This is a genomic window from Variovorax sp. OV700 (genome assembly GCF_900099805.1).
In the GTDB taxonomy this organism is placed as follows: Bacteria; Pseudomonadota; Gammaproteobacteria; order Burkholderiales; family Burkholderiaceae_C; genus Variovorax.
Genome location: NZ_FNDR01000016.1, coordinates 111,489 through 137,071, shown reverse-complemented (window position 1 = coordinate 137,071; position 25,583 = coordinate 111,489). Strand labels below are relative to the sequence as shown.

The following is a 25,583-nucleotide window of genomic DNA, read 5'->3' as shown; positions in this document are numbered from 1 at the left end:
CCCAAGGACAAGGAAATGGTCATGCCTGGCGACAACGTCAGCATCACCGTGAAGCTGATCAACCCGATCGCGATGGAAGAAGGCCTGCGCTTCGCCATCCGCGAAGGCGGCCGTACCGTGGGTTCGGGCGTCGTGGCCAAGATCCTCGACATCTAAGCCGAGCGTAAAGAGTACCGGAGGGGTATAGCTCAATTGGCAGAGCGTCGGTCTCCAAAACCGAAGGTTGTAGGTTCGATTCCTACTGCCCCTGCCACCTAGGTGGCACCTCCGAAAAAAGCCCCGTCGGTGACCCGGCGGTAGGCAAAAAAAGCCCATCGCGACCCGGTGGGCTTCGGCGTCTCAGAAGACGCATTGAATTGAAGGCCGGAAGGCCACAGGAAATCAGCCGAACATGGCCACTTCTCAAATCGAAACCGTGAGCACGGGTGCCGACAAAGCCAAATTGGCTGCGGCGGTGGTGCTGGCAGTGGGCGCCATCGTGGCGTTCTACCTGCTGTCGCGCCAAGGCTCGCTGGTGCAATGGGCTGCGCTGCTGGTCGGCCTGGCCGCGGCCGTGGGCGCCTTTGGCAGTTCGGAGAATGGCCGCCAGTTGTGGGCCTTTGGCCGCGACTCGTGGCGCGAGGTCAAGAAGGTCGTCTGGCCGACCCGCAAGGAAGCGATGCAGATGACGGCTTATGTGTTCGCCTTCGTGGCCATCATGTCCGTTTTCCTCTGGCTCACCGACAAGACGCTCGAATGGGTGTTTTTCGACCTCATTCTGGGCTGGAGAAAATAAATGACCGACGACGCTGTTGAAACCACGCCTGCAGGCCCGGAAGAAGAAAACACTTCCGTGCTGGCTCCCGCCGCCAACCCTGATCTGCGTTGGTACGTGGTGCATGCCTATTCGGGCATGGAGAAGGCTGTCGAACGCAACATCACCGAGCGCATCAACCGCGCCGGCATGCAGGACAAGTTCGGCCGCATCCTGGTTCCGACCGAAGAAGTGGTCGAGATCAAGAACGGCCAGAAGCGCACCACCGAGCGCCGTTTCTTCCCGGGCTACGTGCTGGTCGAAATGATCATGGACGACGAGAGCTGGCACCTGGTGAAGCACACCAACAAGGTGACGGGTTTCGTGGGCGGCGCCAAGAACCGTCCGGCCCCGATCTCGCAGAAAGAGGTCGAAGACATCGTCAACCAGATGCAGCAGGGCACAGAGAAGCCGCGCCACAAGGTCGAGTTCACCGTCGGCGAATTCGTGCGCGTCAAGGAAGGCCCGTTCACCGACTTCAACGGCACGGTCGAAGAAGTCAACTACGAGAAGAGCAAGGTCAGCGTGTCGGTCATGATTTTCGGCCGCGCGACGCCTGTGGAACTCGAATTCAGCCAGGTCGAAAAGACCTGAGCCCCTTCCGGTCCTCGGGCCGGAACCATTTTCGGCTGCGCGTTGTCCGACTCGGCGCGCGGCCTTGATCGAAGAGTCGTTTAACCCCCGGGGAGCCGCGGCGAGAGCCAAGGCGATATCACCCGCAAGGAGCAAAACATGGCGAAAAAAATCGTCGGCTTCGTCAAGCTGCAAGTGCCAGCTGGTAAGGCCAACCCATCACCACCCATCGGTCCTGCGCTGGGCCAGCGTGGTTTGAACATCATGGAGTTCTGCAAGGCGTTCAATGCGCAAACGCAGAGCTACGAGCCGGGTCTGGCGCTGCCGGTGGTCATCACCGCATTCGCCGACAAGAGCTTCACCTTCATCATTAAGTCGCCCCCGGCTGGCGTGCTGATCAAGAAGGCGATCAAGCTGGACAAGGGCTCGGCCCGTCCGCACACCGACAAGGTCGGCAAGATCACGCGCGCTCAGCTCGAGGAAATTGCCAAGACCAAGATGAAGGACCTGACGGCCGCCGATATGGACGCCGCGGTTCGCACCATCGCCGGTACTGCCCGTTCGATGGGCGTGAATGTGGAGGGCGTGTAAATGGCCAAGATCACCAAGAAGCAAAAAGCGTTCGCAGGCAAGGTCGACAGCAACAAGCTGTACCCCCTCGTTGACGCCATCGGCATCGTGAAGGACGCCGCCACCGCCAAGTTCGACGAATCGATCGACGTGGCCGTGCAGCTCGGCATCGACGCGAAGAAGTCGGACCAGGTCGTGCGTGGCGCCGTCGTGCTGCCCAACGGCACCGGCAAGACCAAGCGCGTGGCTGTGTTCGCCCAAGGCGCCAAGGCTGAAGAAGCCAAGGCCGCCGGCGCCGACATCGTCGGCATGGACGACCTGGCTGCCATGGTCAAGGCTGGCGACATGCCTTTCGACGTCGTGATCGCTGCCCCCGACGCCATGCGCGTGGTCGGTACGCTCGGCCAGATCCTCGGCCCGCGCGGCCTGATGCCCAACCCCAAGGTTGGCACGGTGACCCCGGACGTCGCCACGGCCGTGAAGAACGCCAAGGCTGGCCAGGTTCAATTCCGCGTCGACAAGGCCGGCATCGTGCACGGCACGATCGGCCGTCGTTCGTTCGACACCGACAAGCTGCAAGGCAACCTCGCTGCGCTGATCGACGCTCTGGTCAAGGCCAAGCCGGCGACCAGCAAGGGCGTGTACCTGCGCAAGGTGGCTGTTTCGTCGACCATGGGTCTGGGTGTCCGCGTGGACACGCAAACCATCTCGGCGAGCTGAGAAACGTGAAGCCTCGCTGATGCGAGGCGTGGATTTGCCCGATCCCGCAAGGGGGAGGGCGGATGTGGTGGGTCGCGGCAGCTTCGGTTGCCGCGAGCCATCCAAGACCGCTGGTGTGCAGGGCGCTGCACTTAATCGCCGGATCGATCCTTCCGGTATCCAGCGCAGATGGCGACCCCACTGCAAAGGAATTTGATTTTTGTTCCGAAACAGTTGGTCGCTGCATGAAGCGCGATCCGAGGCCCCTGCCGAAGGTCGCATTAAAAGGAGTAGACCTTGAGTCTGAATCGCAGTGAGAAAGAAGCGGTCATCAGTGATGTGACCAGCCTCGCCGCAAAAGCTCAAACGCTCGTGCTGGCGGAATACCGTGGCATCACGGTTGCCGATATGACCAAACTGCGCAGCGAAGCGCGCAGCAAGGGTGTGAACCTCAGCGTGTTGAAGAACACGCTGGCACGCCGTGCTGTCGCTGGTAGCGCATTCGAAGTCATTGGCGACCAGATGACCGGCCCGCTGATCTACGGCTTTTCCGAAGACGCAGTGGCCGCCGCCAAGGTGGTGGCCGACTTCGCGAAGACCAACGACAAGTTGGTGATTCGCGGTGGTGCGTTCGGCGGCAAGGCCCTGGATGTGAACGGCGTGAAGCAGCTCGCAAGCATCCCTTCGAAGGAAGTGCTGTTGGCGCAGTTGCTGGGCTTGATGCAATCCCCGATTTCCCGTACGGCACGCGTTCTCGCGGCGCTGGCCGCGAAGCGTGGGGAAGGCGCAGCAGCACCCGCAGCCGATGCACCGGCAGAAGCCGAGGCGCAGCCCGCATAAGTCGGCTTGCGTTTGAAATATTCAACCCAATTGTTAGGAAACAAAAATGGCATTCGATAAAGACGCATTTCTGACCGCGCTCGACAGCATGACGGTCCTGGAACTCAACGACCTGGTGAAAGCCATCGAAGAGAAGTTTGGCGTGAGCGCTGCCGCCATGGCAGGTCCCGCAGCTGCAGGCCCCGCCGCCGCAGTGGCCGAAGAACAAACCGAATTCAATGTCGTGCTGGCCGATGTCGGCGCGAACAAGGTGTCGGTCATCAAGGCCGTGCGCGAAATCACCGGCCTGGGCCTCAAGGAAGCCAAGGACCTGGTGGAAGCCGCTCCCAAGGCTGTCAAGGAAGCCCTGTCCAAGGCTGACGCTGAAGCTGCAAAGAAGAAGCTGGAAGAAGCCGGCGCCAAGGTGGAACTGAAGTAATTCAGACCCCCTAGAGGGCTGGAGGTGCCTGAAAAGGCCCTCCAGCCTTTGCCGCTTTCAGAGCGCACCCAAAAGCCGGCTTGGCGCCGGTTTTCCCGGAGACCTTCAGGTCGACGGAAAAGCAAAAGCCAAGGACGTTTTTGAGTGTCTTCTGACCCCGACTGCAGAAGACCCCTTGGTTCGGGCGATGTGCAACGCATCGCTGTCCGCCAACGGCTGGTAGTGGCCAGCCGCCAAGCAGTGGTGCCTCGGCACTGCTGACAAGTCGCTGAAGATCTCAAGCTCCGGAGCTCTCATGGCCCAATCGTCCGCGTACAGTTACACCGAACGCAAGCGCATCCGAAAAAGTTTCGGTAACCGCGACAGCGTCGTAGAAATTCCCTACCTGCTGCAGATGCAGAAAGACGCGTACACCGCGTTCCTGCAAGCTGGCATTCCTCCCAAACAACGCACCGTCGAAGGCCTGCAGGCCGCGTTCGACGCCGCGTTCCCGATCGTCTCGCACAACGGTTTTGTCGAGATGAAGTTCCTCGAGTACAACCTCGCGAAACCCGCCTTCGACGTGCGCGAGTGCCAGACCCGTGGCCTGACCTTCGCCTCGGCCGTGCGCGCCAAGGTGCAGCTCATCATCTATGACCGCGAATCGTCGACCTCGCAGTCGAAGGTCGTCAAGGAAGTGAAGGAACAAGAGGTCTACATGGGCGAAGTGCCGCTCATGACCGAAAAGGGTTCCTTCATCATCAACGGCACCGAGCGCGTGATCGTCTCGCAGCTGCACCGTTCGCCCGGCGTGTTCTTCGAACACGACAAGGGCAAGACGCACAGCTCTGGCAAGCTCCTGTTCTCGGCCCGCGTGATTCCCTACCGCGGTTCGTGGCTCGACTTCGAGTTCGACCCGAAGGACATGCTGTACTTCCGCGTCGACCGTCGCCGCAAGATGCCGGTCACGATCCTGCTGAAGGCCATCGGCCTGAACCCGGAATCGATCCTCGCGAACTTCTTCGTGAACGACAACTTCCGCCTGATGGACAGCGGCGCGCAAATGGAGTTCGTCTCCGAGCGCCTGCGCGGCGAAGTCGCGCGCTTCGACATCACCGACAAGTCGGGTAAGGTCGTGGTCGCCAAGGACAAGCGCGTCACCGCGCGCCACACGCGTGAACTCGAGCAGTCGGGCACCACGCATATCAGCGTGCCGGAAGACTTCCTGGTCGGCCGCGTCATCGCCCGCAACATCGTCGACGCCGACTCCGGCGAAATCCTGGCCAAGGCCAACGACGAACTGACCGAAGCGCTGCTGAAGAAGCTGCGCACGGCCGGCGTGCAAGACATCCAGGTGATCTACACCAACGAACTCGACCAGGGCGCGTACATCTCGCAGACCCTGCGCATCGACGAGACGGTGGACGAGTTCGCAGCCCGCGTGGCCATCTACCGCATGATGCGCCCCGGCGAGCCGCCGACGGAAGACGCAGTGCAGGCCCTGTTCCAGCGCCTGTTCTACAACCCGGACACGTACGACCTGTCGCGCGTGGGCCGCATGAAGTTCAACGCCAAGGTCGGCCGCGACGAATCGACCGGCCCGATGGTGCTGACCAACGAAGACATCCTGGCCGTGGTCAAGATCCTCGTGGACCTGCGCAACGGCAACGGCGAAGTCGACGACATCGACCACCTGGGCAACCGCCGCGTGCGTTGCGTCGGCGAACTGGCCGAGAACCAGTACCGCACCGGCCTGGCCCGCATCGAGAAGGCCGTGAAGGAACGTCTGGGTCAAGCGGAGCAAGAGCCGCTGATGCCGCACGACCTGATCAACAGCAAGCCGATCTCGGCCGCGCTGAAGGAGTTCTTCGGCGCTTCGCAGCTGTCGCAGTTCATGGACCAGACGAACCCGCTGTCCGAAATCACCCACAAGCGCCGCGTGTCGGCCCTTGGCCCGGGCGGTTTGACGCGCGAGCGTGCAGGCTTTGAAGTGCGCGACGTGCACGTGACCCACTACGGCCGCGTGTGCCCGATCGAAACGCCTGAAGGCCCGAACATCGGCCTGATCAACTCGCTGGCCCTGTATGCCCGACTGAACGAATACGGCTTCATCGAGACGCCGTACCGCCGCGTGGCCGACAGCAAGGTCACCAACGAGATCGACTACCTGTCGGCCATCGAAGAAGGCAAGTACGTCATCGCCCAGGCCAATGCGGTCCTGGACAAGGACGGCAAGCTGACCGGCGACCTGGTCTCGGCGCGTGAAGCCGGCGAATCGATCCTGGTCGGTGCCGAGCGCATCCAGTACATGGACGTGTCGCCCGCGCAGATCGTGTCGGTGGCCGCCTCGCTCGTGCCGTTCCTGGAGCACGACGACGCGAACCGCGCGCTGATGGGCGCCAACATGCAGCGCCAGGCGGTGCCCGTGCTGCGCCCCGAGAAGCCGATGGTCGGTACCGGTATCGAGCGCGTTTCCGCGGTCGACTCGGGCACCGTGGTCACGGCCACCCGCGGCGGTATCGTCGATTACGTCGACGCGACCCGCATCGTGGTGCGCGTGAACGACGCCGAAGCGGCAGCCGGTGAAGTTGGTGTGGACATCTACAACCTGATCAAGTATCAGCGTTCGAACCAGAACACCAACATCCACCAGCGTCCGATCGTCAAGCGCGGCGACAAGATCGCCAAGGGCGACGTGGTGGCCGACGGTGCATCGACCGACCTCGGCGAACTGGCCCTCGGCCAGAACATGCTGATCGCGTTCATGCCCTGGAACGGCTACAACTTCGAAGACTCGATCCTGATCTCGGAACGCGTCGTCGCAGAAGACCGCTACACCTCGATCCACATCGAGGAACTGGTGGTGATGGCTCGCGACACCAAGCTCGGTGCCGAAGAAATCACGCGCGACATCCCGAACCTGGCCGAGCAGCAGCTCAACCGCCTCGACGAATCCGGCATCATTTATGTCGGCGCCGAAGTGCAGCCGGGCGACACGCTGGTGGGCAAGGTCACGCCGAAGGGCGAGACCACGCTGACGCCTGAAGAGAAGCTGCTTCGCGCCATCTTCGGCGAGAAGGCTTCCGACGTGAAGGACACCTCGCTGCGTGTGGATCAGGGCTCGCAAGGCACCGTGATCGACGTGCAGGTGTTCACCCGCGAAGGCATCACGCGCGACAAGCGCGCCCAGCAGATCATCGACGACGAGCTCAAGCGCTTCCGCCTCGACCTGAACGACCAGCTTCGCATCGTCGAAGCCGACGCGTTCGACCGTATCGAGAAGCTCCTGACCGGCAAGGTCGCCAACGGCGGCCCGAACAAGTTGGCCAAGGGCACCAAGCTCGACAAGGCCTACCTGGCGTCGGTCGAGAAGTTCCACTGGTTCGACATCCGCCCGGCGGACGACGAAGTGGCAACCCAACTCGAGTCGATCAAGAACTCGCTCGAGCAGACGCGCCACAGCTTCGACCTCGCGTTCGAAGAAAAGCGCAAGAAGCTCACGCAGGGCGACGAGCTGCCCGCGGGCGTGCTCAAGATGGTCAAGGTTTACCTGGCCGTCAAGCGCCGCCTGCAACCCGGCGACAAGATGGCCGGCCGCCACGGCAACAAGGGTGTGGTGTCCAAGATCGTTCCGGTCGAAGACATGCCCCACATGGCCGACGGCACGCCGTGCGACATCTGCCTGAATCCGCTGGGCGTGCCTTCGCGGATGAACGTGGGCCAGGTGCTCGAAGTGCACTTGGGCTGGGCCGGCAAGGGCATCGGCCAGCGCATCGGCGACCTGCTGCAGCAAGAGGCCAAGGTGGCCGAGCTGCGCAAGTTCATGGAGCTGCTGTACAACGGTTCGGGCCGCAAGGAAGACCTCAGCAAGCTGAGCGACACCGACGTTCTCGAGATGGCGGAGAACCTCTCCAGCGGCGCAACCTTTGCGACGCCGGTGTTCGACGGCGCCTCGGAAGAAGAAATCCGCGGCATGCTGAAGCTCGCCTATCCGGACGACATCGCCAAGCTCAAGGGCCTGACCGACACCCGCACGCAGGCCTACCTGTACGACGGCCGCACCGGCGACCAGTTCGAGCGTCCCGTCACCGTCGGCTACATGCACTTCTTGAAGCTGCACCACTTGGTGGACGACAAGATGCACGCCCGCTCGACCGGCCCGTACTCGCTGGTCACGCAGCAGCCGCTGGGCGGCAAGGCGCAGTTCGGCGGCCAGCGTTTCGGTGAAATGGAAGTGTGGGCGCTGGAAGCTTACGGCGCCGCCTACGTCCTGCAGGAAATGCTGACCGTGAAGTCCGACGACGTGCAAGGCCGTACCAAGGTGTACGAAAGCATCGTCAAGGGCGAACACACGATCGAAGCCGGCATGCCGGAATCGTTCAACGTGCTGGTCAAGGAAATCCGTTCGCTGGGTCTCGACATCGAGCTCGAGCGTTCGTAATCAGAAGAGGAAAGAGTCACATGAAATCGCTACTCGACCTGTTCAAGCAGTTCACACCCGATGAGCATTTCGATGCCATCAAGATCGGCATGGCTTCGCCCGAGAAGATCCGTTCGTGGTCTTTCGGTGAGGTGAAGAAGCCTGAGACGATCAACTACCGCACGTTCAAGCCCGAGCGCGACGGTCTCTTCTGCGCCAAGATCTTCGGCCCCATCAAGGACTACGAGTGCCTGTGCGGCAAGTACAAGCGCCTGAAGCACCGCGGCGTGATCTGCGAGAAGTGCGGCGTTGAAGTCACGCAGACCAAGGTGCGCCGCGAGCGCATGGGCCACATCGACCTGGCCGCGCCCTGCGCGCACATCTGGTTCCTGAAGTCGCTGCCGTCGCGTCTGGGCCTCGTGCTCGACATGACGCTGCGCGACATCGAACGCGTGCTGTACTTCGAAGCCTACGTGATCACCGACCCGGGCATGACCCCGCTGAAGAAGTTCGGCATCATGTCCGAGGACGACTACGACGCGAAGCGCAAGGAATTCGGCGATGAATTCGTTGCCAAGATGGGCGCCGAAGGCATCAAGGACCTGCTCGAAGGCATCGAGCTCGACAGCGAGATCGAACGCCTGCGCGGCGACCTGACCGGCTCCGAAGTCAAGGTCAAGAAGAACTCCAAGCGCCTGAAGGTGCTGGAAGCCTTCCGCAAGTCGGGCATCAAGCCCCAGTGGATGGTGCTCGAAGTGCTGCCCGTGCTGCCGCCGGACCTGCGTCCGCTGGTGCCGCTGGACGGCGGCCGCTTTGCGACCTCCGACCTGAACGACCTGTACCGCCGCGTCATCAACCGCAATTCGCGTCTGCGCCGCCTCTTGGAGCTCAAGGCTCCGGAAATCATCGCGCGCAACGAAAAGCGGATGCTGCAAGAGGCTGTCGACTCGCTGCTGGACAACGGCCGCCGCGGCAAGGCCATGACGGGCGCCAACAAGCGCGCACTCAAGTCGCTGGCCGACATGATCAAGGGCAAGAGCGGCCGCTTCCGCCAGAATCTGCTGGGCAAGCGCGTCGACTACTCGGGCCGTTCGGTCATCGTGGTGGGCCCGACGCTCAAGCTGCACCAGTGCGGCCTGCCGAAGCTGATGGCGCTCGAGCTGTTCAAGCCCTTCATCTTCTCGCGCCTCGAAGCCATGGGCATCGCGACCACGATCAAGGCTGCCAAGAAGGAAGTCGAATCCGGCACGCCGGTGGTCTGGGACATCCTGGAAGAAGTGATCAAGGAACACCCGGTCATGCTGAACCGTGCGCCTACGCTGCACCGTTTGGGCATCCAGGCGTTCGAGCCGATCCTGATCGAAGGCAAGGCGATCCAGCTGCACCCGCTGGTTTGCGCGGCGTTCAACGCCGACTTCGACGGCGACCAGATGGCCGTTCACGTGCCGCTGTCGGTGGAAGCGCAGATGGAAGCCCGCACGCTGATGCTGGCCTCCAACAACGTGCTGTTCCCGGCTTCGGGCGAACCGTCGATCGTTCCTTCGCAGGACGTGGTGCTGGGTCTGTACTACACGACCCGCGACCGCATCAACGGCAAGGGCGAGGGCCTGATCTTCTCCGACATCGGTGAAGTGCAGCGCGCGCTCGACGCCAACGAAGTCGAGCTGACCGCCAAGGTTGCCGTGCGCATCACGGAGTACACCAAGGACAAGGAAACGGGCGAGTTCACGCCTTCCACGTCGCTGGTGGACACCACCGTGGGCCGTGCACTGCTGTCCGAGATCCTGCCGAAGGGCCTGCCGTTCTCGAACATCAACAAGGCGCTGAAGAAGAAGGAAATCTCCAAGCTCATCAACGTCTCGTTCCGCAAGTGCGGCCTGAAAGAGACCGTGGTGTTCGCCGACAAGCTGCTGCAGAACGGTTTCCGTCTCGCGACGAAGGCCGGTATCTCGATCGCCATCGACGACATGCTGGTGCCCGCTGAAAAGCACGGCATCATCGAGCGCTCGGCCAAGGAAGTGAAGGAGATCGAGCAGCAGTATGTCTCGGGTCTCGTGACCTCGGGCGAGCGCTACAACAAGGTGGTGGACATCTGGGGCAAGGCCGGCGACGAAGTGTCGAAGGTCATGATGGCCAAGCTGTCCAAGCAGAAGGTCATCGATCGCCACGGCAAGGAAGTGGAGCAGGAGTCGTTCAACTCCATCTACATGATGGCCGACTCCGGCGCCCGCGGTTCCGCGGCGCAGATTCGCCAGGTGGCCGGTATGCGGGGCCTGATGGCCAAGCCGGACGGCTCGATCATCGAGACGCCCATTACCGCGAACTTCCGCGAAGGCCTGAACGTGCTGGAGTACTTCATCTCCACCCACGGTGCCCGTAAGGGTCTGGCCGACACGGCACTCAAGACCGCGAACTCGGGTTACCTGACCCGTCGTCTGGTCGACGTGACGCAAGACCTGGTGGTTACCGAGCAGGACTGCGGTACGCACGGCGGCTACCTGATGCGCGCCATCGTCGAAGGCGGTGAAGTGATCGAATCGCTGCGCGACCGTATCCTCGGCCGTTCGGCGGCGGACGATGTGCTGCATCCGGAAAACCGTTCGGTGCTGCTGAAGGCCGGCGAGATGTTCGACGAGGACAACATCGAAGAGCTCGAGGCGCAAGGCGTCGACGAGGTCAAGGTGCGTACCGCGCTGACTTGCGAAACCCGCTTCGGCATCTGCGCGACCTGCTACGGCCGCGACCTGGGTCGCGGCGGCCTGATCAACATCGGCGAAGCCGTCGGCGTGATCGCGGCGCAGTCGATCGGCGAACCCGGCACGCAGCTCACGATGCGTACGTTCCACATCGGTGGTGCGGCATCGCGTGCAGCAGTGGCCTCGAGCGTCGAAGCCAAGTCCAACGGCGTGATCGGCTTCAACGCCACGATGCGCTACGTGACCAACAGCAAGAACGAGCTGGTGGTGATTGCACGTTCGGGCGAGATCGTCATTCATGACGAACACGGCCGCGAGCGCGAACGCCACAAGGTGCCGTACGGCGCGATCCTGGCCGTCAAGGCCGACCAGCAGATCAAGGCCGGCCACGTGCTTGCCAACTGGGATCCGCTGACCCGCCCCATCATCACCGAGTTCGCCGGCAAGACGCAGTTCGAGAACGTCGAGGAAGGCCTCACGGTCGCCAAGCAGGTGGACGAAGTGACCGGCCTGTCGACCCTGGTCGTGATCGACCCGAAGCGCCGCGGCGCTGCCAAGGTCGTGCGCCCGCAGGTGAAGCTCATCGACGCCTCCGGCGCCGAAGTGAAGATCCCGGGCACCGACCACTCGGTGACGATCGGCTTCCCGATCGGCTCGCTGGTGCAAATCCGCGACGGCCAGGACGTGGGCCCCGGCGAAGTGCTGGCGCGTATTCCGGTCGAAGGCCAGAAGACCCGCGACATTACCGGCGGTCTGCCGCGCGTTGCCGAGTTGTTCGAAGCCCGTTCGCCGAAGGACAAGGGCATGCTGGCCGAAATGACCGGTACTGTGTCGTTCGGTAAAGAGACGAAGGGCAAGATTCGCCTGCAGATCACCGATCCGGAAGGCGGCGTCTACGAAGACCTCGTGCCGAAGGAAAAGAACATCCTGGTGCACGAAGGCCAGGTGGTGAACAAGGGCGAAAGCGTGGTCGACGGTCCGGCGGACCCGCAGGACATCCTGCGCCTGCTGGGTTCGGAAGAACTTGCGCGCTACATCGTGGACGAAGTGCAGGACGTGTACCGTTTGCAAGGTGTGAAGATCAACGACAAGCACATCGAGGTGATCGTTCGCCAGATGCTGCGCCGCGTCGTGGTCGACAACATCGGCGATACGAGCTACATCTCCGGTGAACAGGTCGAGCGCAGCGAAATGCTCAACACCAACGACGCCCTGCGCGCCGAAGGCAAGCTGCCCGCTACGTTCACCAACCTGCTGCTGGGCATCACGAAGGCGTCGCTCTCGACCGACTCGTTCATCTCGGCCGCTTCGTTCCAGGAAACGACGCGCGTGCTGACCGAAGCCGCGATCATGGGCAAGCGCGACGAGTTGCGCGGCCTGAAGGAAAACGTCATCGTCGGCCGCCTGATTCCCGCAGGCACCGGCATGGCGTACCACCAGGCACGCAAGGTCAAGGATCAGATGGACGAGGCCGAGCGCCGCGCCATCGCCGAATCCGAAGCCGCCGAACTGGCTGGTTCCACCAGCGATGTTCCCAGCACGGCCGACGCCAGCGAAGGCGCCGCGTCCGAATAACTGGTTAGCATCACCGGCCATGACCGGTATCCGACGCCCCCCGACCGAATCCGGTTGGGGGGCGTTTTTCTTTGAGCCGTTTTTTCCATGAAGTGTTTTCGCCGATGAGCGCATTGCCCGATTCGCTTGCCAGCTGGGTCGTCGTCGCGGTGCTGTTGTTCTGGTTCGTGGGGGCCTACAACAGGCTGGTGCGCCTGCGCGCCGCCGTGCTCCAGGCCTACGCCACGCTCGATGCCGCGCTCCAAAAGCAACTGGACTTCGTCCTGGCCAGCATCGCGGCCGCCGTGCCCGAAAAAGATGCACCGTCGCCCGGCTTTTCTTCGTCGGTGGCGCCGTTGCAGGCCGCCGCCACCCAACTGGCCACGCTGCTGGGCGCGACCCGGCTGCATCCGCTCGACCCGGGCGGCATGGCCGCGCTGGCCACGGCGCTGCAGGTGCTGGTCTCCGCCTGGCAGCGCCAGCACCCGGACGCGGTAACGGTCTTCGACGCGGACGGAACGCTCTCGCGGCCCGCGCCGCTGCTGCCGAGCGGTGGCGGGGCTGGTGCGGGTGCTGCGTCGTCCGGGGCGGCCGAGCCCATGGCCTGGCCGGAACCCTCGGCCGCGGCGGAAATCGCTCGCAGCCAGTTCAATCTGGCGGTGGAACAGTACAACGCCGCCATCGTCCAGTTTCCGGCATTGCTGGTGGCATGGATGGTGCGTTTGCGTCCGGCCGCGCCCTTGCTCTGAACTTGTTTTTCCAAATCGCCGGCAAACGCCTTCTTCTTTCTTGATCTCCGCGGCTTTGTGCGTTTTGCCGGCCCGTTACCATCGCTTCAACTTGCCAGAACTATCTTCCGATCATCCAGGCGGCAGCACCGCACCGCTGTTGCAACCCCCGCTCTGGCGCCAGCTGCAGTTGACTGCCGTGGCGCTGGCGTCGATTCGCGCCGGCAGCTCGGGCACCGTCGCATTCGAAGCGGTGGAGCCGGCCATGCGGCCGGGCGTGCAGGCGCTCGGCTTTCAGGTGCTGCGCTGGCTGGGCCGCGCAGAGGCGTTGCGCCGCCACCTTGCCAAGCGCACGCCACCGCCGTTGCCCGATGCCTTGCTGTGCACCGCATTGGCGCTGGCCTGGGATGCGCAGCACGCCCCCTACGAGCCTTTCACGCTGGTCGACCAGGCGGTCGAGGCTGCAAAGCGCAACCCGGCCACGCGCGCACAAGCCAGTTTCATCAATGCCTGCCTGCGCCGCTTCCTGCGCGAACGTGATGAGCTCGTGGCAGCCACCGACCATGAACCGGTCGCGCAGTGGAACCACCCGCGCTGGTGGATCGAGCGGCTCAAGCGCGACCACTCGCGCGATTGGCAGCGCGTGCTCACGGCCGATAACGCCCACGCGCCCATGACCCTGCGCGTCAATCTGCAGAAAACCACGGTTGCTTCCTACCAGCTCGCGCTCGAGGCCGTCGGCCTGGCGGCGGTGCGCGTGGGAGCCGCCGGCCTGCAGCTGGCGCGCGCCCGGCCGGTGCTGCAACTGCCGGGCTTCGCGGATGGCGAATGCTCGGTGCAGGACGCTGCTGCCCAGATGGCGGCGCCGCTGCTGCTCGAAGGGATGCTTCCCGTGGCAGGCGCCGCGCCGCTGCGCGTACTCGATGCCTGCGCCGCCCCGGGCGGCAAGACGGCGCACCTGCTGGAGTTCGCCGGGCCCGAGGCCGTCGAGGTCACGGCCCTCGAAGTCGACGCGGTACGCAGCCGGCGCATCGACGAGACCCTGGGCCGGCTCGGCCTGGCCGCCAAGGTGGTGGTGGCCGATGCCGCCCGGCCGTCCGAATGGTGGGACGGCACGCCCTTCGACGCCATCCTGCTCGACGCGCCCTGCACGGCGTCGGGCATCGTCCGGCGCCACCCCGACGTGCGCTGGCTGCGCCGCGAAAGCGATACCTCGCAGCTCGCGGTCCAGCAGGCGGCCTTGCTGGCGGCGCTCTGGCCGCTGGTCAGGCCCGGCGGGCGGCTGCTCTATTGCACCTGTTCCGTGTTCCGGGAAGAGGGCTCGCAACAAATCGATGCGTTTCTTGCGCACAACACCGACGCCCGATTGAAGGCATCGCCAGGCCATTTGCTTCCCCAAAGCGGGGCGAATGCCCGCGCAGTCCCGGACAATGCCTCAGGTGACCACGACGGCTTCTTCTACGCCCTGCTTGAAAAACGCCCGCGCTGAGGCCCGTGGGCGGCGTGGCGCCACGGCATTGGCGGCGCTGCTGCTGGCGTGCGTGCTGCTGCTGAGCTGGCTGCCTCTCACCGCGGCCGCGCAAGGGCGCGCCGCTGCGTCGGTCACCCAGATGCGGCTCGAACAGGCCGACGACGGCGTCTACCTGACCGCGGCCGTGCAGTTCGAGCTGCCCTCGCTGGTCGAGGAGGTGCTCGACAAGGGCATTGCCATCTACTTCGTGGCCGAGGCCGAGGTTTTTCATGAGCGCTGGTACTGGACCGACCGCAAGGTGGCCCAGGTCACGCGCCACATGCGGCTTGCCTACCAGCCGCTCACGCGCCGCTGGCGACTCAATGTGTCGCCGGTGCCCATTACCGGCACGGCGGGATTCGGTGTTTCGCTGAACCAGAACTTCGACAGCCTTGCCGATGCCATGGACGCCGTCAAGCGCATCGGCCGGCTGCGGCTGGGCGACGCGGCCGAGATCGGCGACGAACCCTCGCACCAAGTCGTGTTCCGCTTCCGGCTCGACACCTCGCAGCTGCCGCGCCCGTTCCAGATCGGCGTGGTCGGGCAGGCCGACTGGAACATCGTTGCCGAGCGCAACGCCAAGCTGCCCCTGGAGAAGCAGCGGTGAGCACCAAGCCGCGCAGCGGCGCAGCGGCCAGCCCCGCCGCACGCCGCGCGCGCGCGATCCGCTGGGCCGTGGGCGTGGGCGCCGCGCTGGTCACTGCCATCGGCCTGGTGCTGATGTTCCTGCTGGCGCAAGCCACCAACAACCGCGCACTGTACGAGCGCTATTACGTACGGCTTTTCGGCATCAACGTGGTGGTGGCGGTGCTGCTGGTGCTGGTGATCGGCTGGGTCGCCTTCCGCCTGTTGCGGCGCTTGCGCCAGGGCAAGTTCGGCAGTCGGCTGCTCATCAAGCTGGCGGCCATCTTCGCGCTGGTGGGCGTCGTGCCCGGCGCGCTGGTCTACGTGGTGTCCTACCAGTTCGTCGCACGATCGATCGAGAGCTGGTTCGACGTCAAGGTCGAAGGCGCGCTCGATGCCGGCCTGAACCTGGGCCGCGCCACGCTCGATTCGCTCTCCGACGACCTGGCCGCCAAGACGCGCGCGGCCAGCGCGCAGCTGGTGCAGGTGCCCGACGCGAGCGCCGGCCTGGTTCTGGAGCGCATCCGCGACCAGCTGCAGGCGTCCGACGTGGTGCTCTGGACCGGCACCGGGCAACTCGTCGCCAGCGCGGGTACCTCGCGCTTCCAGCTCAACCCCGAGCGGCCGACCAGCCAGCAGCTGCGGCAGGCGCGGGGCGACCGCGCCATCGCCCACATCGAAGGCCTGGACGAAACGGCCCCGCCGGGTACCACCCTGCCTCCCGCCAGCGTGCGCGCGCTGGCCATGGTGCAGCGCCCAGGGTTCGACTTCGACACCGCGCCGCGCTTTCTGCAGGTCACGCAGCCGTTGCCGCCCGCCGTGGTGGCCAATGCGCTCGCCGTGCAGGAGGCCAACCGCGAATACCAGGAGCGGGCCTTGGCTCGCGAAGGCCTCAGGCGGATGTACATCGGCACCCTCACGCTGAGCCTGTTCCTGGCCGTGTTCGGCGCCGTGCTGCTGGCGGTGCTGTTCGGCAACCAGCTGGCCCGGCCGCTGCTCGTGCTGGCCGACGGCGTTCGCCAGGTGGCCGCCGGCGACCTGCGGCCGACCACCGTGCTGCAAGGAAAGGACGAGCTGGGCGGCCTCACGCGTTCCTTTGCCGTCATGACCCAGCAGTTGGCCGATGCCCGCGGCGCGGTCGAAAAAACCATGGGCCAGCTCGACGCCGCCCGCGCCAACCTGCAGACCATTCTGGACAACCTGACCTCAGGCGTGATCGTGCTCGACGCCAAGGGCACCATACTGTCCACCAACCCCGGTGCCACCCGCGTGCTGCGCGCCCCGCTGGCAGCCTACGAGGGCATGCCGCTCGCCCAGGTGCCCGGGCTGGCCGACTTCGGCAACAGCGTGCAGCAGCAGTTCGACGAATTCCAGGTCGAACGCCTGCAGCACGGCCTCGATCACTGGCAGCACGCCTTCGAGCTCCACGCCACCGGCATCGATCTGCCGCAGCAGGACAGCGCCATCAACATCGTCGCGCGCGGCGCCGAGCTGCCCGGTGCCGCCCGGCTGCTGGTGTTCGACGACATCTCCGAGATCGTCTCGGCCCAGCGCGCCCAGGCCTGGGGCGAAGTCGCGCGCCGCCTGGCGCACGAAATCAAGAATCCGCTGACACCCATCCAGCTTTCTGCGGAGCGGCTGGAGATGAAGCTCTCCGGCAAGGTCGCGCCGTCCGAGCAGGCCGTGCTGGTCAAGTCGGTCAAGACCATCGTCGACCAGGTCGACGCGATGAAGCGCCTGGTCAACGAGTTCCGCGACTACGCCCGCCTGCCCGCGGCCGATCTCAAGCCGGTCGACCTCAATGCACTGCTGGTCGATGTGCTTCAGCTCTACGGTGTCGACAACGCCCCCATTGCGCTGCGCTCCGAACTGGACGAGCGCTGCCCGCCGATCCGCGGCGACGCGCAGCAGATCCGCCAGGTCATCCACAACCTGCTGCAGAACGCCCAGGACGCCGCCGAGGCCGCCGCCAGCAGCACCGGGCGTGCCGGTGAAGTCATCATTCGCACCCGCCTCGGCGATTCGGGCCAGCGCGTGCGCCTCACCGTGCAAGATAGCGGCCCCGGCTTTGCCGAAAACATCCTCAAGCGCGCCTTCGAGCCCTACGTCACCACGAAGACAAAAGGTACCGGCTTGGGGCTGGCCGTGGTCAAGAAGATCGCGGACGAACACGGCGCGCGCATCGAGCTTTCCAACCGTGTTGTCGATGGGGCTGTAGCAGGGGCGCAAGTCTCGCTATCATTCGCGCTGGCAGGCGCGTCGCAGGCAGCGGCCGCTCACACCGAAGATTCGAAGTCTTCCGCCGCCTGAGCGCGAAAGAATCCATCGCCTCCAGGCGATGGATAGGCTGGCGGACCCATACACATCATTCAGATACCAGCGCACAAGACAAGCAGCACTCATGGCAAACATTCTCGTGGTCGATGACGAGCTGGGCATCAGGGACCTGCTCTTCGAAATTCTCAATGACGAAGGCCACAACGTGGAGCTCGCCGAAAACGCGGCCGAAGCACGCGCCGCGCGGCAACGCGCACGACCCGACCTCGTGCTGCTCGACATCTGGATGCCCGACACGGACGGCGTCACGCTCCTGAAGGAGTGGTCCACGGCCGGGCTCTTGAGCATGCCCGTCATCATGATGAGCGGCCATGCCACCATCGACACGGCGGTCGATGCAACGCGCATCGGCGCTTTCGCATTCCTCGAAAAACCCATCACCCTGCAGAAGCTGCTCAAGGCCGTGGAGCAGGGGCTCGCGCGCGAGAGCGCAAGGCGCGCAGCCGCGGGCGTTGTTCCCCCGGCCGCGGGCGTCAATCCATCGGCCGCCATCACCACCACGGGCGACAGCCTGCTGCTGGCCTCCCTGGCGGCGGTGCCGGTGCCCGATGCCGGGCCGCAATCGACCCAGAGCTTCGACCTGGACCGCCCGCTGCGCGATGCGCGCGACGGCTTCGAGAAGGCCTACTTCGAATTCCACCTCGCCATGGAAAACGGGTCCATGACTCGCGTGGCCGAGAAGACGGGGCTGGAGCGGACCCATCTTTATCGCAAGCTCAAACAACTTGGAGTCGATCTTTCGAGAGGCCGCAGAAGCGCTGTATAATTTAAGGCTGCACACCAAGGCCCGGTAGCTCAGTTGGTAGAGCAGCGGATTGAAAATCCGCGTGTCGGTGGTTCGATTCCGCCCCAGGCCACCAACATTACTTTCGCGGTTGTCCGCGTAAGTCCAAAAGCCCTAAGTAAATCAACTACTTAGGGCTTTTTCATTGCGCCTACCTCCGCATCGGTCCGGGTGCTTCCGAGGGATTGTGCAGTAACTGTTCCATTAACAGCGCCTCCAGACCAAGAGGCGATTAGAAATTACTGCAGCGCGACAAATCCAGCATCCAACGTTTTCCCTCATGCCGTCAAGTGAACCTCGGCCGCCAGTTCACGCTGAAGCCTGCCCGTTGAGGATTCAGATCTCTTGGGCTGCCAGTCAGGTTTTTCCGTCTACCTGTCAGATGTAGTTCCATAGTCAGCTTGAGACTGTCTGCTGCCGTTCGACACCAGGCAGCGAACGGCGCGGGTGGCCCAAAGCTGAAGTTAACCTGCAGCCAACATAAGCGTCGAAGGGTTCTGGAGCCCTTCATATTCAAAACCTACCACCGCTTGCTCGAGATGCCGACCTTTCGTCATGGATAAATTCTTGCTGCAACAGCAGGTGCTGGAACGGCTCGCTGAAGACCTGCTGCAAGCCGAGCAGGCGGTGCGGGCGGCCCATGAAACGGCGACTCACGAAGAGAACATCGCCGAAAACAAATACGACACATTGGGACTCGAAGCCGCCTACTTGGCCACGGGCCAAGCTCGGCGCGCCGAAGCGATCCGCCAGGCGATGGCCAATTGGCGCCAATTCCGCCCGCGTCCCTACGACGCCAGCAAAGGTATACAGCGCGGCGCGCTGGTCTGCCTAGTCGATTCCGACGACAAGCAGCAACAGCTTTTCCTCGGTCCGAATGGGGGCAGCATGACGTTGGTCAGCGGCGCTCAGCTCGTTCAGGTCATCAGCAGCGAAGCACCTTTGGGCAGGGCCATGCTGGGCAAGTGCGAGGGTGATGAGGTGTCAATACAGGTGGCTCTAACCCGACGGCAGTTTGAGGTGCTGCGGGTTCATTAAGCCGCAAGCATGATCACGCCGAATTGGCCGAGGTCAGCAGACGTTCAGGCGTCGTGAACGTACCGGCTGGCTGGCCAGGTCAGCGGTCCGTTGAAACCGGCCACTGGGTCCGAGATGACACTGGCGCATGAATGAGCGCTGCATGGCCAAGACCGTGAACTCAGGGGGCCGACATCACCGGCAGCAATCGCTGCATAGCCGCCATCAGCAGGCCAACGTCGAACGCGGAGGCTTTAGTTGCTATCGAGCGGCAGTGGCCAGAGTGGCTGAACTCCTGTCTGTCTTGGGTTAGTAGGCACCCATGTAGTCGCGCTTGCCGATCTCAATACCGTTGTGGCGCAAGATGGCATAGGTGGTGGTCACGTGGAAGAAAAACTGTGGCAGTCCATAGTGCAGAAGATATGCGCCTGCGGTCAGCTTCTTTTCCTTGGGGGTGCCGGGGCGCAATACGATCTCGCGGCTCTCGCTGGAATCAAATTGCTCAGACTTGAAGGAGCCGATATGGGCCAAAGCTTTGGCGATCAACGCTTGCAGGTCGGCGAAGCTGACCTCAGTGTCGGGCCAGGACGGCACCTCGGCACCAGCCAGGCGGGAGGCAATGCCCTTGGAGAAGTCTGCGGCGATCTGTACCTGACGTACTAGCGGAAACATGTCAGGGAACAGCCGCGCCTGCAGCAGCGCATTTGGATCGATATTTTTTTGCGTCGTGTGGTCTTCGGCCTTCTTGAGCACGTCGGACAGGGCGCGCAGCATCTGCTGCATGACGGGAACGGAGGCGTTGTACAGCGGGCTGGTCATAGTGAGTTCACTTCTAAAATTGGGCACGATGGCCGGAGTTGGCGTGGCAGAGGCCCTGCCGACCATGTAAGGCTAACAGCACAGGGCGAACTGAATCGCCCCGGCTTTTGTGGCCAGCTTTTCTTCCCGCTGGCAGTCGGAGCAGCCGCGTTGAAGGGCAGTTCACTAGCAAGAAACGGACGTCAATTGCAGACGCACGACAGACCGCAATCGCTGCATAGCCGCCACCAGCAGACCAACGTCGAACGCTCGCAACGGGTCGACTGTGTAATTCACAGACTAACGCGGCAGACATTTGGTCAGCTTTGACTAGGCGCCAAGCAAATTAGGGTATCGAGCAAGGAAACCGGATGCGACTGGACGAGCAGGTACAGGAGTGGCTCACGCGAACGCCCGGGCTGGTCGAAACGCTTTTCGACAGGCTGCCTGACGTGCTGTTCTACGTCAAAGACGAGCAGGGCCGCTACCTTTGGGCGAACCAGACCTTGATTGACCGGGCCGGCCTGCAGGGCGGCGAGAGCGTCGCCGGAAAGACTGCGGACCAGCTGTTCCCGGTTACCGGCGTGAGCACGGTGGCGCAAGACCTCGAAGTCATTGGCAGCGGTCGTCCGATCCGCGAGCTGTTGCGCCTGTACCAGACTTACCGCGGCGACCGGTACTGGTGCCTCAGCTCCAAGTTCCCCCTGCTGGATGCCGACAACCGCATCGTCGGGCTGGCCGGGTTGTCACGCGACTTGCCCCGCCCCAACGAACGCCATCACAGCTACCGCCGGCTGAAGAGGTTTCTGGACTTCATCGACGAGGGCCTTGATCGATCGGTCCTGATCGCCGAGGCAGCGGACCATGCGTCGGTATCGATGGACACGCTCGGGCGCCTGGTGCTCGAGGTTTTCCACGTGACCCCGAAACAGCTGCTGATGAAAAAACGCATCGACAAGGCATGCCAGATGCTGGAGGAAACGTCGGCGTCCATCACGAACGTGGCCGCGGCGTGCGGCTACGCAGATCACAGCGCCTTTTCGCGCCAGTTCAAGGTGGCGACGAACATGACGCCGGCGCAGTACCGTGCTTCGCGTCTCGACTATGCAGAAAACCGCAACCAGGTGCGTCGTGCGTTCTAGCTGCGCCTGACTCTCGCGCGCAGAATTTCCGGCATGAACTGTCTGATCGTTTATGCCCACCCCGAGCCTGCATCTTTCAATGTAGCGCTGAAAGACGTCGCCATTCGCGAGCTTGAGCGAATGGGCCATACGGTCGTCGTCAGCGACCTCTACCGCATGGGCTGGAATCCGGCGCTGGGGCCCGCCGACTTCGAGGGCGAACGTGCGAACGCCGACTACCTGGATCTTTCCAGGGAGCAGGAACATGCATTTGCCACCGGCGGGCAGAGCCCGGACGTGGTGGCCGAGCAGGCCAAGGTCACGGCTGCCGACTTCGTGCTGCTGCAATTTCCGGTCTGGTGGTTTTCTATGCCCGCCATCCTCAAGGGGTGGGTCGACCGCGTTCTCAGCCGGGGCTTCGCCTACTCGGCAGGGCGCAAATACGAAACCGGGCATTTCAAGGGCAAGCGCGCGATGCTCAGCATCACGACAGGAACGGCGTCTACGCTCTACGAGCCCAACGGCATCGATGGCGATCTTCATCATGTGCTTTGGCCCATTCACAACGGGATCCTGGGCTACACCGGATTCACCGTGCTGCCGCCCTTCGCCGCGTGGATGCCTGCGCGCGTGCCGCAGCAGGAGCGGCAGTCCTACCTCGATGCGTATGCCGAGCGCTTGCGCAACATCGACCAAGTCGAGCCGCTGTTCTTTCATCCCTGGAGCGACTACGACGAGTCGCAGCGGCTCAAGCCGGGTGTCGCCGCGCGGTCGGGTGTGCAGTGGAACCCGCTTGCCGGGCAGGCGTTCGAGGAATCGGCGTCGACGTTCGCGCAACGGCAGTCGCCGAGCGTGATGCCGGCCAGTGTTTGAAGGCGCTGTTCAGCGAATCGTTGACTGATCGATCATGTCATTGGCAAATTCAGCCCGGGTTGTCATCGTTGGTGGTGCCATCATCGGCAGCTTCTGTGCCTGGTCGCTGCGCAAGGCTGGCTTCACGGGACGGATCACCGTCGTGGAGAAAGATGCGTCGTACCAGTTTTCTTCGACGGCCCTTTCCGCTGCCTCGATACGAACCCAGTTCGGAACGGCCACGAACATCCAGATGAGCCTTTTCGGCGCTCATATGTTCCGCAACATCAAGGCCGTGTTCGGGGATGAGGCAGACATCGGGTATCGGGAAAAAGGCTACCTGATCCTCGGAGGCCACGATCAAGTCGCCGAGCGCATAGAAGCCGTCAGGATGCAGCGCAGCAACGGCGCGGACATCCGGGTGCTTGACCCCGATGAACTCGGTGCGCGCTTTCCGGGCATCAACTTCGACGACGTTGGCATTGGAACGCTGGGTGTCCAGCACGAAGGCTGGTTCGATGCCTGGAGCCTGCTCTCCGAGGTGCGTCGCGCGGCGCGCCGGCTTGGCGTGGACTATGTGGAAGCAGCGGCCAACGCGTTCAAGACAGATGGCGCGAGAGTCACCGGGGTCGAGTTGTCGAACGGAGACTCGCTGGCGTGCGACTTCTGCGTTCTGGCCGCAGGGGCGCTGTCCGGGCGTCTGGCCGCGTCGTTGGGAATCGGGCTGCCGGTCGTGCCGAAGAAACGCACGGTGTTCTCCTTCAAGACGCCTTTCAGGTCGAACGATTTTCCGATGCTGTTCGACTCGAGCGGCATCTGGGTCCGGCCTGAAGGGGAAGGTTACATCGGAGGCATCCAGCCGCCGGTCGAGATCGACGTGGACGCCGATGGAGACTTCGAACCTCATCACGAGTTGATGGATGAGTTGTTCTGGCCGTTGCTTGCCAAGCGCATTCCGGCCATGGAAGAGCTGCGCCTGAACCGGGCGTGGGCTGGACACTATGAAGTCAACACGCTCGATCACAACGGCGTCGTCGGTGCTCATGACGAGTTGACCAACCTCATCTTCGCGACGGGGTTTTCCGGCCATGGCGTCATGCACGCGCCAGCTGTCGGCAGAGGGGTTGCAGAACTGATCACGGCCGGAGAGTTCCGGTCGATCGACATGACCCCACTGGGTTGGGCGCGCATTCGCACCTCGACGCCATTGTTTGAATCCATCGTTTATTGAGAGGAAGTCGAAATGAGGCTTGCAGGCAAAGTTGCAGTGGTGACAGGGGCCGCGCGAGGCATCGGGCGCGCGACGGCCGAACGTCTTCTGGCCGAGGGCGCAAAAGTGGTTGTCTCCGACATCGACGCAGAGACTCTGGCCAGGACGGCCGATGAGATAGGCACGGCAGCCAATGTCTTCGCAGTGCGTGCGGACGTTTCGAAAAAGAGCGAGGTGGTCAGCCTTGTCGAGGCGGCGGTTCAGCATTTCGGTGCCATCGACATCATGGTGAACAATGCCGGTATCGCACCGGTGGTGGAGTTTCTGGACGTCACCGAAGAAATGCTCGGCCGCGTGCTGGACGTCAATCTCAAGGGCGCCTTCTACGGGACACAGGCCGCGGGCCGCCAGATGATCAGCCAAGGCAAGGGCGGCGTGGTCATCAACATGTCTTCGATCAACTCCGGGCTGGCCAACCCCAACGTTGCGCCGTACGCGATTTCGAAGGGCGGCATGAATCAGGTGACGTCTACCGCGGCGGTGGCGTTTGCGCCGCACGGCATTCGGGTCGTCGGCGTCGGGCCCGGGACCATCATGACCGACATGGTTGCCGGGGCGTTTGTCCAGAGCGCGGGCAATCATGCAATCCTCTCGCGGACCCCGCTGGGCCGCTACGGCCAGCCGTCGGAAATTGCGTCGGTCGTCGCATTCCTTGCGAGTGAAGATGCGTCGTACATCACCGGAGAAACCATGTACGTGGACGGGGGACGGCGCGTTCTTAATTATGTCGTTCCAGTCAAGGGCTGATCGATGTCACACCCGTTCAACAAGCTTCACCACATCTGCATGGTGGTGCACGACATCGACAAGACGCAGGCCTACTACGAATCCATCGGCGTGGGCCCCTGGACCGAGTACCCGCCCTTGTCCGAGTATGAAGAGCTGAGCGTTCCCAGCGAGGCCGGCTTTCGCACGCTCAAGTACAGGGTCTGCAACCTGCCCAATGTGCAAATCCAGCTTTGCGAGCCCAACGATGAACCGTCGCCGCAGCGCGTTCATCTGGACAGCAAGGGCGAGGGAGTTTTCCACATCGGGTTCGAGGTTCCGGATGCCGATGCGGCAGAGACGAAAGCCGGAGCGCTGGGACTGCCCGTGCTGATGCGGGGGCGTCGCGCGAACTGCACGGGCTTTACCTACTACGCCTCGGCCGAGGGCGCAGGCGTGACGCTGCTCACTCGTGCAACGAATCTCCCTGGCAAGTAGAAATAAAACGAGGACTCGCGGATGCGGATCGATCTGAATTCCGACCTGGGTGAAGGCTACGGCCCGTGGGTCATGGGAAATGACGCGCTGATTCTCGACTGCGTCACCAGCGCGAACATCGCCTGCGGCGGCCATGCCGGTGATGCGGAAACGATGTACAGGACATTGCGATTGGCTGCCGACCGTGGGGTGAAGGTCGGTGCCCATCCCGGCTATGCCGACCGCGAGGGGTTCGGGCGACGCGTGATTCCGATGCAACCCGCCGAGATCGGCCGGATGGTCGCGGCGCAGGTCGGCTCCCTTGCGGCGATGGCTCGCCTGGCGGGCACCCGGGTGAGCTACGTCAAGCCCCATGGCGCACTTGGCAATCTTGCCGCGGCCGACATGGCGGTTGCCAAGGCCATTGTCTCGGTGGTCAAGGCGATCGATCCCGCCCTTGCGATCCTTGCCATATCGGGCACGAACCTGGAGCACGCCGCTCGTGAACAGGCGCTTCAGGTCTTCTCCGAGATATTCGCCGATCGCGCGTACCTGCCCAATGGCCATCTGGTGCCGCGCAGCCAGGAGGGCGCGGTGCTGCACGATGCAAGGGACGCCGCGGATCGTTTGATCGGCTTCCTGAAGACCGGGAAGATGCCCGTCCTGGGCGCCGAGCCGATCCCGTTGAAGGCTGAATCGATCTGTGTCCACGGCGACAGTGCAGAGTCCGTCGAGATGGCCCGCCACGTCCGGATGCGATTGGAGGCCGAAGGGGTCACGCTGGTCTCGTTTCTCGACTAGCTACCGGTACGAGGAAG

21 protein-coding genes, 2 tRNA genes and 1 pseudogene are annotated in these 25,583 nt (G+C 63.5%); 23 read left to right on the top strand and 1 reads right to left on the bottom strand.

Annotation, left to right across the window (positions count from 1 at the left end):
* The 17 genes and pseudogenes from tuf to BLR24_RS27495 all read left to right on the top strand — a co-directional run.
* Positions 1-156 (top strand): annotated as a pseudogene (gene tuf / locus BLR24_RS27575) (elongation factor Tu); the annotation flags it as partial.
* Between the two features lie 21 nt (positions 157-177).
* Positions 178-253: transfer RNA gene (locus BLR24_RS27570), tRNA-Trp, on the top strand.
* 138 nt (positions 254-391) lie between these two features.
* A complete protein-coding gene (secE, locus tag BLR24_RS27565) occupies positions 392-775 on the top strand; it encodes a preprotein translocase subunit SecE (protein WP_007831049.1) in 384 nt (127 codons plus the stop codon).
* Positions 776-1,387 (top strand): transcription termination/antitermination protein NusG, encoded by a 612-nt coding sequence (gene nusG, locus BLR24_RS27560; protein WP_093023399.1) that lies wholly within the window; start codon positions 776-778, stop codon positions 1,385-1,387. It begins immediately after the preceding gene.
* Between the two features lie 138 nt (positions 1,388-1,525).
* The gene (gene rplK / locus BLR24_RS27555) at positions 1,526-1,957 is read left to right on the top strand and encodes a 50S ribosomal protein L11 (RefSeq protein ID WP_028258525.1); all 432 of its coding nucleotides are present in this window, start codon (positions 1,526-1,528) and stop codon (positions 1,955-1,957) included.
* Complete coding sequence (gene rplA / locus BLR24_RS27550; protein ID WP_093023397.1) at positions 1,958-2,656, top strand: 50S ribosomal protein L1; 699 nt, start codon at positions 1,958-1,960, stop codon at positions 2,654-2,656. It begins immediately after the preceding gene.
* Between the two features lie 276 nt (positions 2,657-2,932).
* Positions 2,933-3,475, top strand: coding sequence for a 50S ribosomal protein L10 (gene rplJ / locus BLR24_RS27545; protein WP_093023395.1), 543 nt, complete (start codon positions 2,933-2,935; stop codon positions 3,473-3,475).
* Positions 3,476-3,521: 46 nt separating this feature from the next.
* Positions 3,522-3,893 carry a 50S ribosomal protein L7/L12 gene (gene rplL / locus BLR24_RS27540; protein WP_093023393.1) on the top strand — a complete coding sequence of 124 codons (372 nt, stop codon included), beginning with the start codon at positions 3,522-3,524 and terminating at the stop codon, positions 3,891-3,893.
* Positions 3,894-4,188: 295 nt separating this feature from the next.
* Entirely contained in the window at positions 4,189-8,313 is a 4,125-nt protein-coding gene (gene rpoB, locus BLR24_RS27535; RefSeq protein ID WP_093023391.1) for a DNA-directed RNA polymerase subunit beta, read from the top strand.
* A 20-nt stretch (positions 8,314-8,333) separates the two neighbouring features.
* Positions 8,334-12,563: a DNA-directed RNA polymerase subunit beta' gene (gene rpoC, locus BLR24_RS27530; RefSeq protein ID WP_093023388.1), complete on the top strand. Its 4,230-nt coding sequence runs from the start codon at positions 8,334-8,336 to the stop codon at positions 12,561-12,563.
* A 104-nt stretch (positions 12,564-12,667) separates the two neighbouring features.
* A complete protein-coding gene (locus BLR24_RS27525; protein WP_093023423.1) occupies positions 12,668-13,291 on the top strand; it encodes a LemA family protein in 624 nt (207 codons plus the stop codon).
* A gap of 139 nt (positions 13,292-13,430) precedes the next feature.
* Positions 13,431-14,759 carry a 16S rRNA (cytosine(967)-C(5))-methyltransferase RsmB gene (gene rsmB, locus BLR24_RS27520; RefSeq protein WP_093023386.1) on the top strand — a complete coding sequence of 443 codons (1,329 nt, stop codon included), beginning with the start codon at positions 13,431-13,433 and terminating at the stop codon, positions 14,757-14,759.
* A complete protein-coding gene (locus BLR24_RS27515; protein WP_093023384.1) occupies positions 14,740-15,387 on the top strand; it encodes a DUF4390 domain-containing protein in 648 nt (215 codons plus the stop codon). Before rsmB ends, BLR24_RS27515 begins: the two co-directional genes overlap by 20 nt.
* Positions 15,384-17,714 (top strand): sensor histidine kinase, encoded by a 2,331-nt coding sequence (locus tag BLR24_RS27510; protein WP_093023382.1) that lies wholly within the window; start codon positions 15,384-15,386, stop codon positions 17,712-17,714. The genes BLR24_RS27515 and BLR24_RS27510 overlap by 4 nt, the downstream gene beginning before the upstream one ends.
* Positions 17,715-17,805: 91 nt before the next feature.
* Entirely contained in the window at positions 17,806-18,507 is a 702-nt protein-coding gene (locus tag BLR24_RS27505; protein ID WP_093023379.1) for a response regulator, read from the top strand.
* 18 nt (positions 18,508-18,525) lie between these two features.
* Positions 18,526-18,601, top strand: a tRNA-Phe gene (locus tag BLR24_RS27500).
* Positions 18,602-19,080: 479 nt separating this feature from the next.
* Positions 19,081-19,563 (top strand): GreA/GreB family elongation factor, encoded by a 483-nt coding sequence (locus BLR24_RS27495; protein ID WP_093023377.1) that lies wholly within the window; start codon positions 19,081-19,083, stop codon positions 19,561-19,563.
* Positions 19,564-19,851: 288 nt separating this feature from the next.
* Here the strand turns inward: BLR24_RS27495 and BLR24_RS27490 are convergent, their stop codons facing one another.
* A complete protein-coding gene (locus BLR24_RS27490; RefSeq protein ID WP_093023375.1) occupies positions 19,852-20,361 on the bottom strand; it encodes a DUF1993 domain-containing protein in 510 nt (169 codons plus the stop codon).
* A gap of 350 nt (positions 20,362-20,711) precedes the next feature.
* Between BLR24_RS27490 and BLR24_RS27485 the strand changes: the two genes are divergently transcribed.
* Genes BLR24_RS27485 through pxpA form a run of 6 tightly spaced genes read left to right on the top strand, consistent with a single transcriptional unit; the run spans position 20,712 to position 25,566 of the window.
* The gene (locus tag BLR24_RS27485) at positions 20,712-21,482 is read left to right on the top strand and encodes a helix-turn-helix domain-containing protein (RefSeq protein WP_093023373.1); all 771 of its coding nucleotides are present in this window, start codon (positions 20,712-20,714) and stop codon (positions 21,480-21,482) included.
* A 33-nt stretch (positions 21,483-21,515) separates the two neighbouring features.
* A complete protein-coding gene (locus BLR24_RS27480; RefSeq protein ID WP_093023371.1) occupies positions 21,516-22,334 on the top strand; it encodes an NAD(P)H-dependent oxidoreductase in 819 nt (272 codons plus the stop codon).
* Positions 22,335-22,368: 34 nt separating this feature from the next.
* Positions 22,369-23,544: an NAD(P)/FAD-dependent oxidoreductase gene (locus BLR24_RS27475; protein WP_093023369.1), complete on the top strand. Its 1,176-nt coding sequence runs from the start codon at positions 22,369-22,371 to the stop codon at positions 23,542-23,544.
* Between the two features lie 12 nt (positions 23,545-23,556).
* On the top strand, positions 23,557-24,330 hold the full coding sequence (locus BLR24_RS27470) for an SDR family NAD(P)-dependent oxidoreductase (protein WP_093023367.1): 774 nt from the start codon (positions 23,557-23,559) through the stop codon (positions 24,328-24,330).
* A 3-nt stretch (positions 24,331-24,333) separates the two neighbouring features.
* Entirely contained in the window at positions 24,334-24,786 is a 453-nt protein-coding gene (locus BLR24_RS27465) for a VOC family protein (protein WP_093023364.1), read from the top strand.
* A 21-nt stretch (positions 24,787-24,807) separates the two neighbouring features.
* Positions 24,808-25,566 (top strand): LamB/YcsF family protein, encoded by a 759-nt coding sequence (pxpA, locus tag BLR24_RS27460; RefSeq protein WP_093023362.1) that lies wholly within the window; start codon positions 24,808-24,810, stop codon positions 25,564-25,566.
* The last annotated feature ends 17 nt before the right edge of the window (positions 25,567-25,583 follow it).

Bases quoted from the DNA above. Each gene is read 5' to 3' on its own strand.
- secE (WP_007831049.1), top strand. From the start codon at position 392: ATGGCCACTTCTCAAATCGAAACCGTGAGCACGGGTGCCGACAAAGCC.
- nusG (WP_093023399.1), top strand. From the start codon at position 776: ATGACCGACGACGCTGTTGAAACCACGCCTGCAGGCCCGGAAGAAGAA.
- rplK (WP_028258525.1), top strand. From the start codon at position 1,526: ATGGCGAAAAAAATCGTCGGCTTCGTCAAGCTGCAAGTGCCAGCTGGT.
- rplA (WP_093023397.1), top strand. From the start codon at position 1,958: ATGGCCAAGATCACCAAGAAGCAAAAAGCGTTCGCAGGCAAGGTCGAC.
- rplL (WP_093023393.1), top strand. From the start codon at position 3,522: ATGGCATTCGATAAAGACGCATTTCTGACCGCGCTCGACAGCATGACG.
- rpoB (WP_093023391.1), top strand. From the start codon at position 4,189: ATGGCCCAATCGTCCGCGTACAGTTACACCGAACGCAAGCGCATCCGA.
- rpoC (WP_093023388.1), top strand. From the start codon at position 8,334: ATGAAATCGCTACTCGACCTGTTCAAGCAGTTCACACCCGATGAGCAT.
- BLR24_RS27525 (WP_093023423.1), top strand. From the start codon at position 12,668: ATGAGCGCATTGCCCGATTCGCTTGCCAGCTGGGTCGTCGTCGCGGTG.
- BLR24_RS27505 (WP_093023379.1), top strand. From the start codon at position 17,806: ATGGCAAACATTCTCGTGGTCGATGACGAGCTGGGCATCAGGGACCTG.
- BLR24_RS27495 (WP_093023377.1), top strand. From the start codon at position 19,081: ATGGATAAATTCTTGCTGCAACAGCAGGTGCTGGAACGGCTCGCTGAA.
- BLR24_RS27490 (WP_093023375.1), bottom strand. From the start codon at position 20,361: ATGACCAGCCCGCTGTACAACGCCTCCGTTCCCGTCATGCAGCAGATG.
- BLR24_RS27485 (WP_093023373.1), top strand. From the start codon at position 20,712: ATGCGACTGGACGAGCAGGTACAGGAGTGGCTCACGCGAACGCCCGGG.
- BLR24_RS27480 (WP_093023371.1), top strand. From the start codon at position 21,516: ATGAACTGTCTGATCGTTTATGCCCACCCCGAGCCTGCATCTTTCAAT.
- BLR24_RS27475 (WP_093023369.1), top strand. From the start codon at position 22,369: ATGTCATTGGCAAATTCAGCCCGGGTTGTCATCGTTGGTGGTGCCATC.
- BLR24_RS27470 (WP_093023367.1), top strand. From the start codon at position 23,557: ATGAGGCTTGCAGGCAAAGTTGCAGTGGTGACAGGGGCCGCGCGAGGC.
- BLR24_RS27465 (WP_093023364.1), top strand. From the start codon at position 24,334: ATGTCACACCCGTTCAACAAGCTTCACCACATCTGCATGGTGGTGCAC.
- pxpA (WP_093023362.1), top strand. From the start codon at position 24,808: ATGCGGATCGATCTGAATTCCGACCTGGGTGAAGGCTACGGCCCGTGG.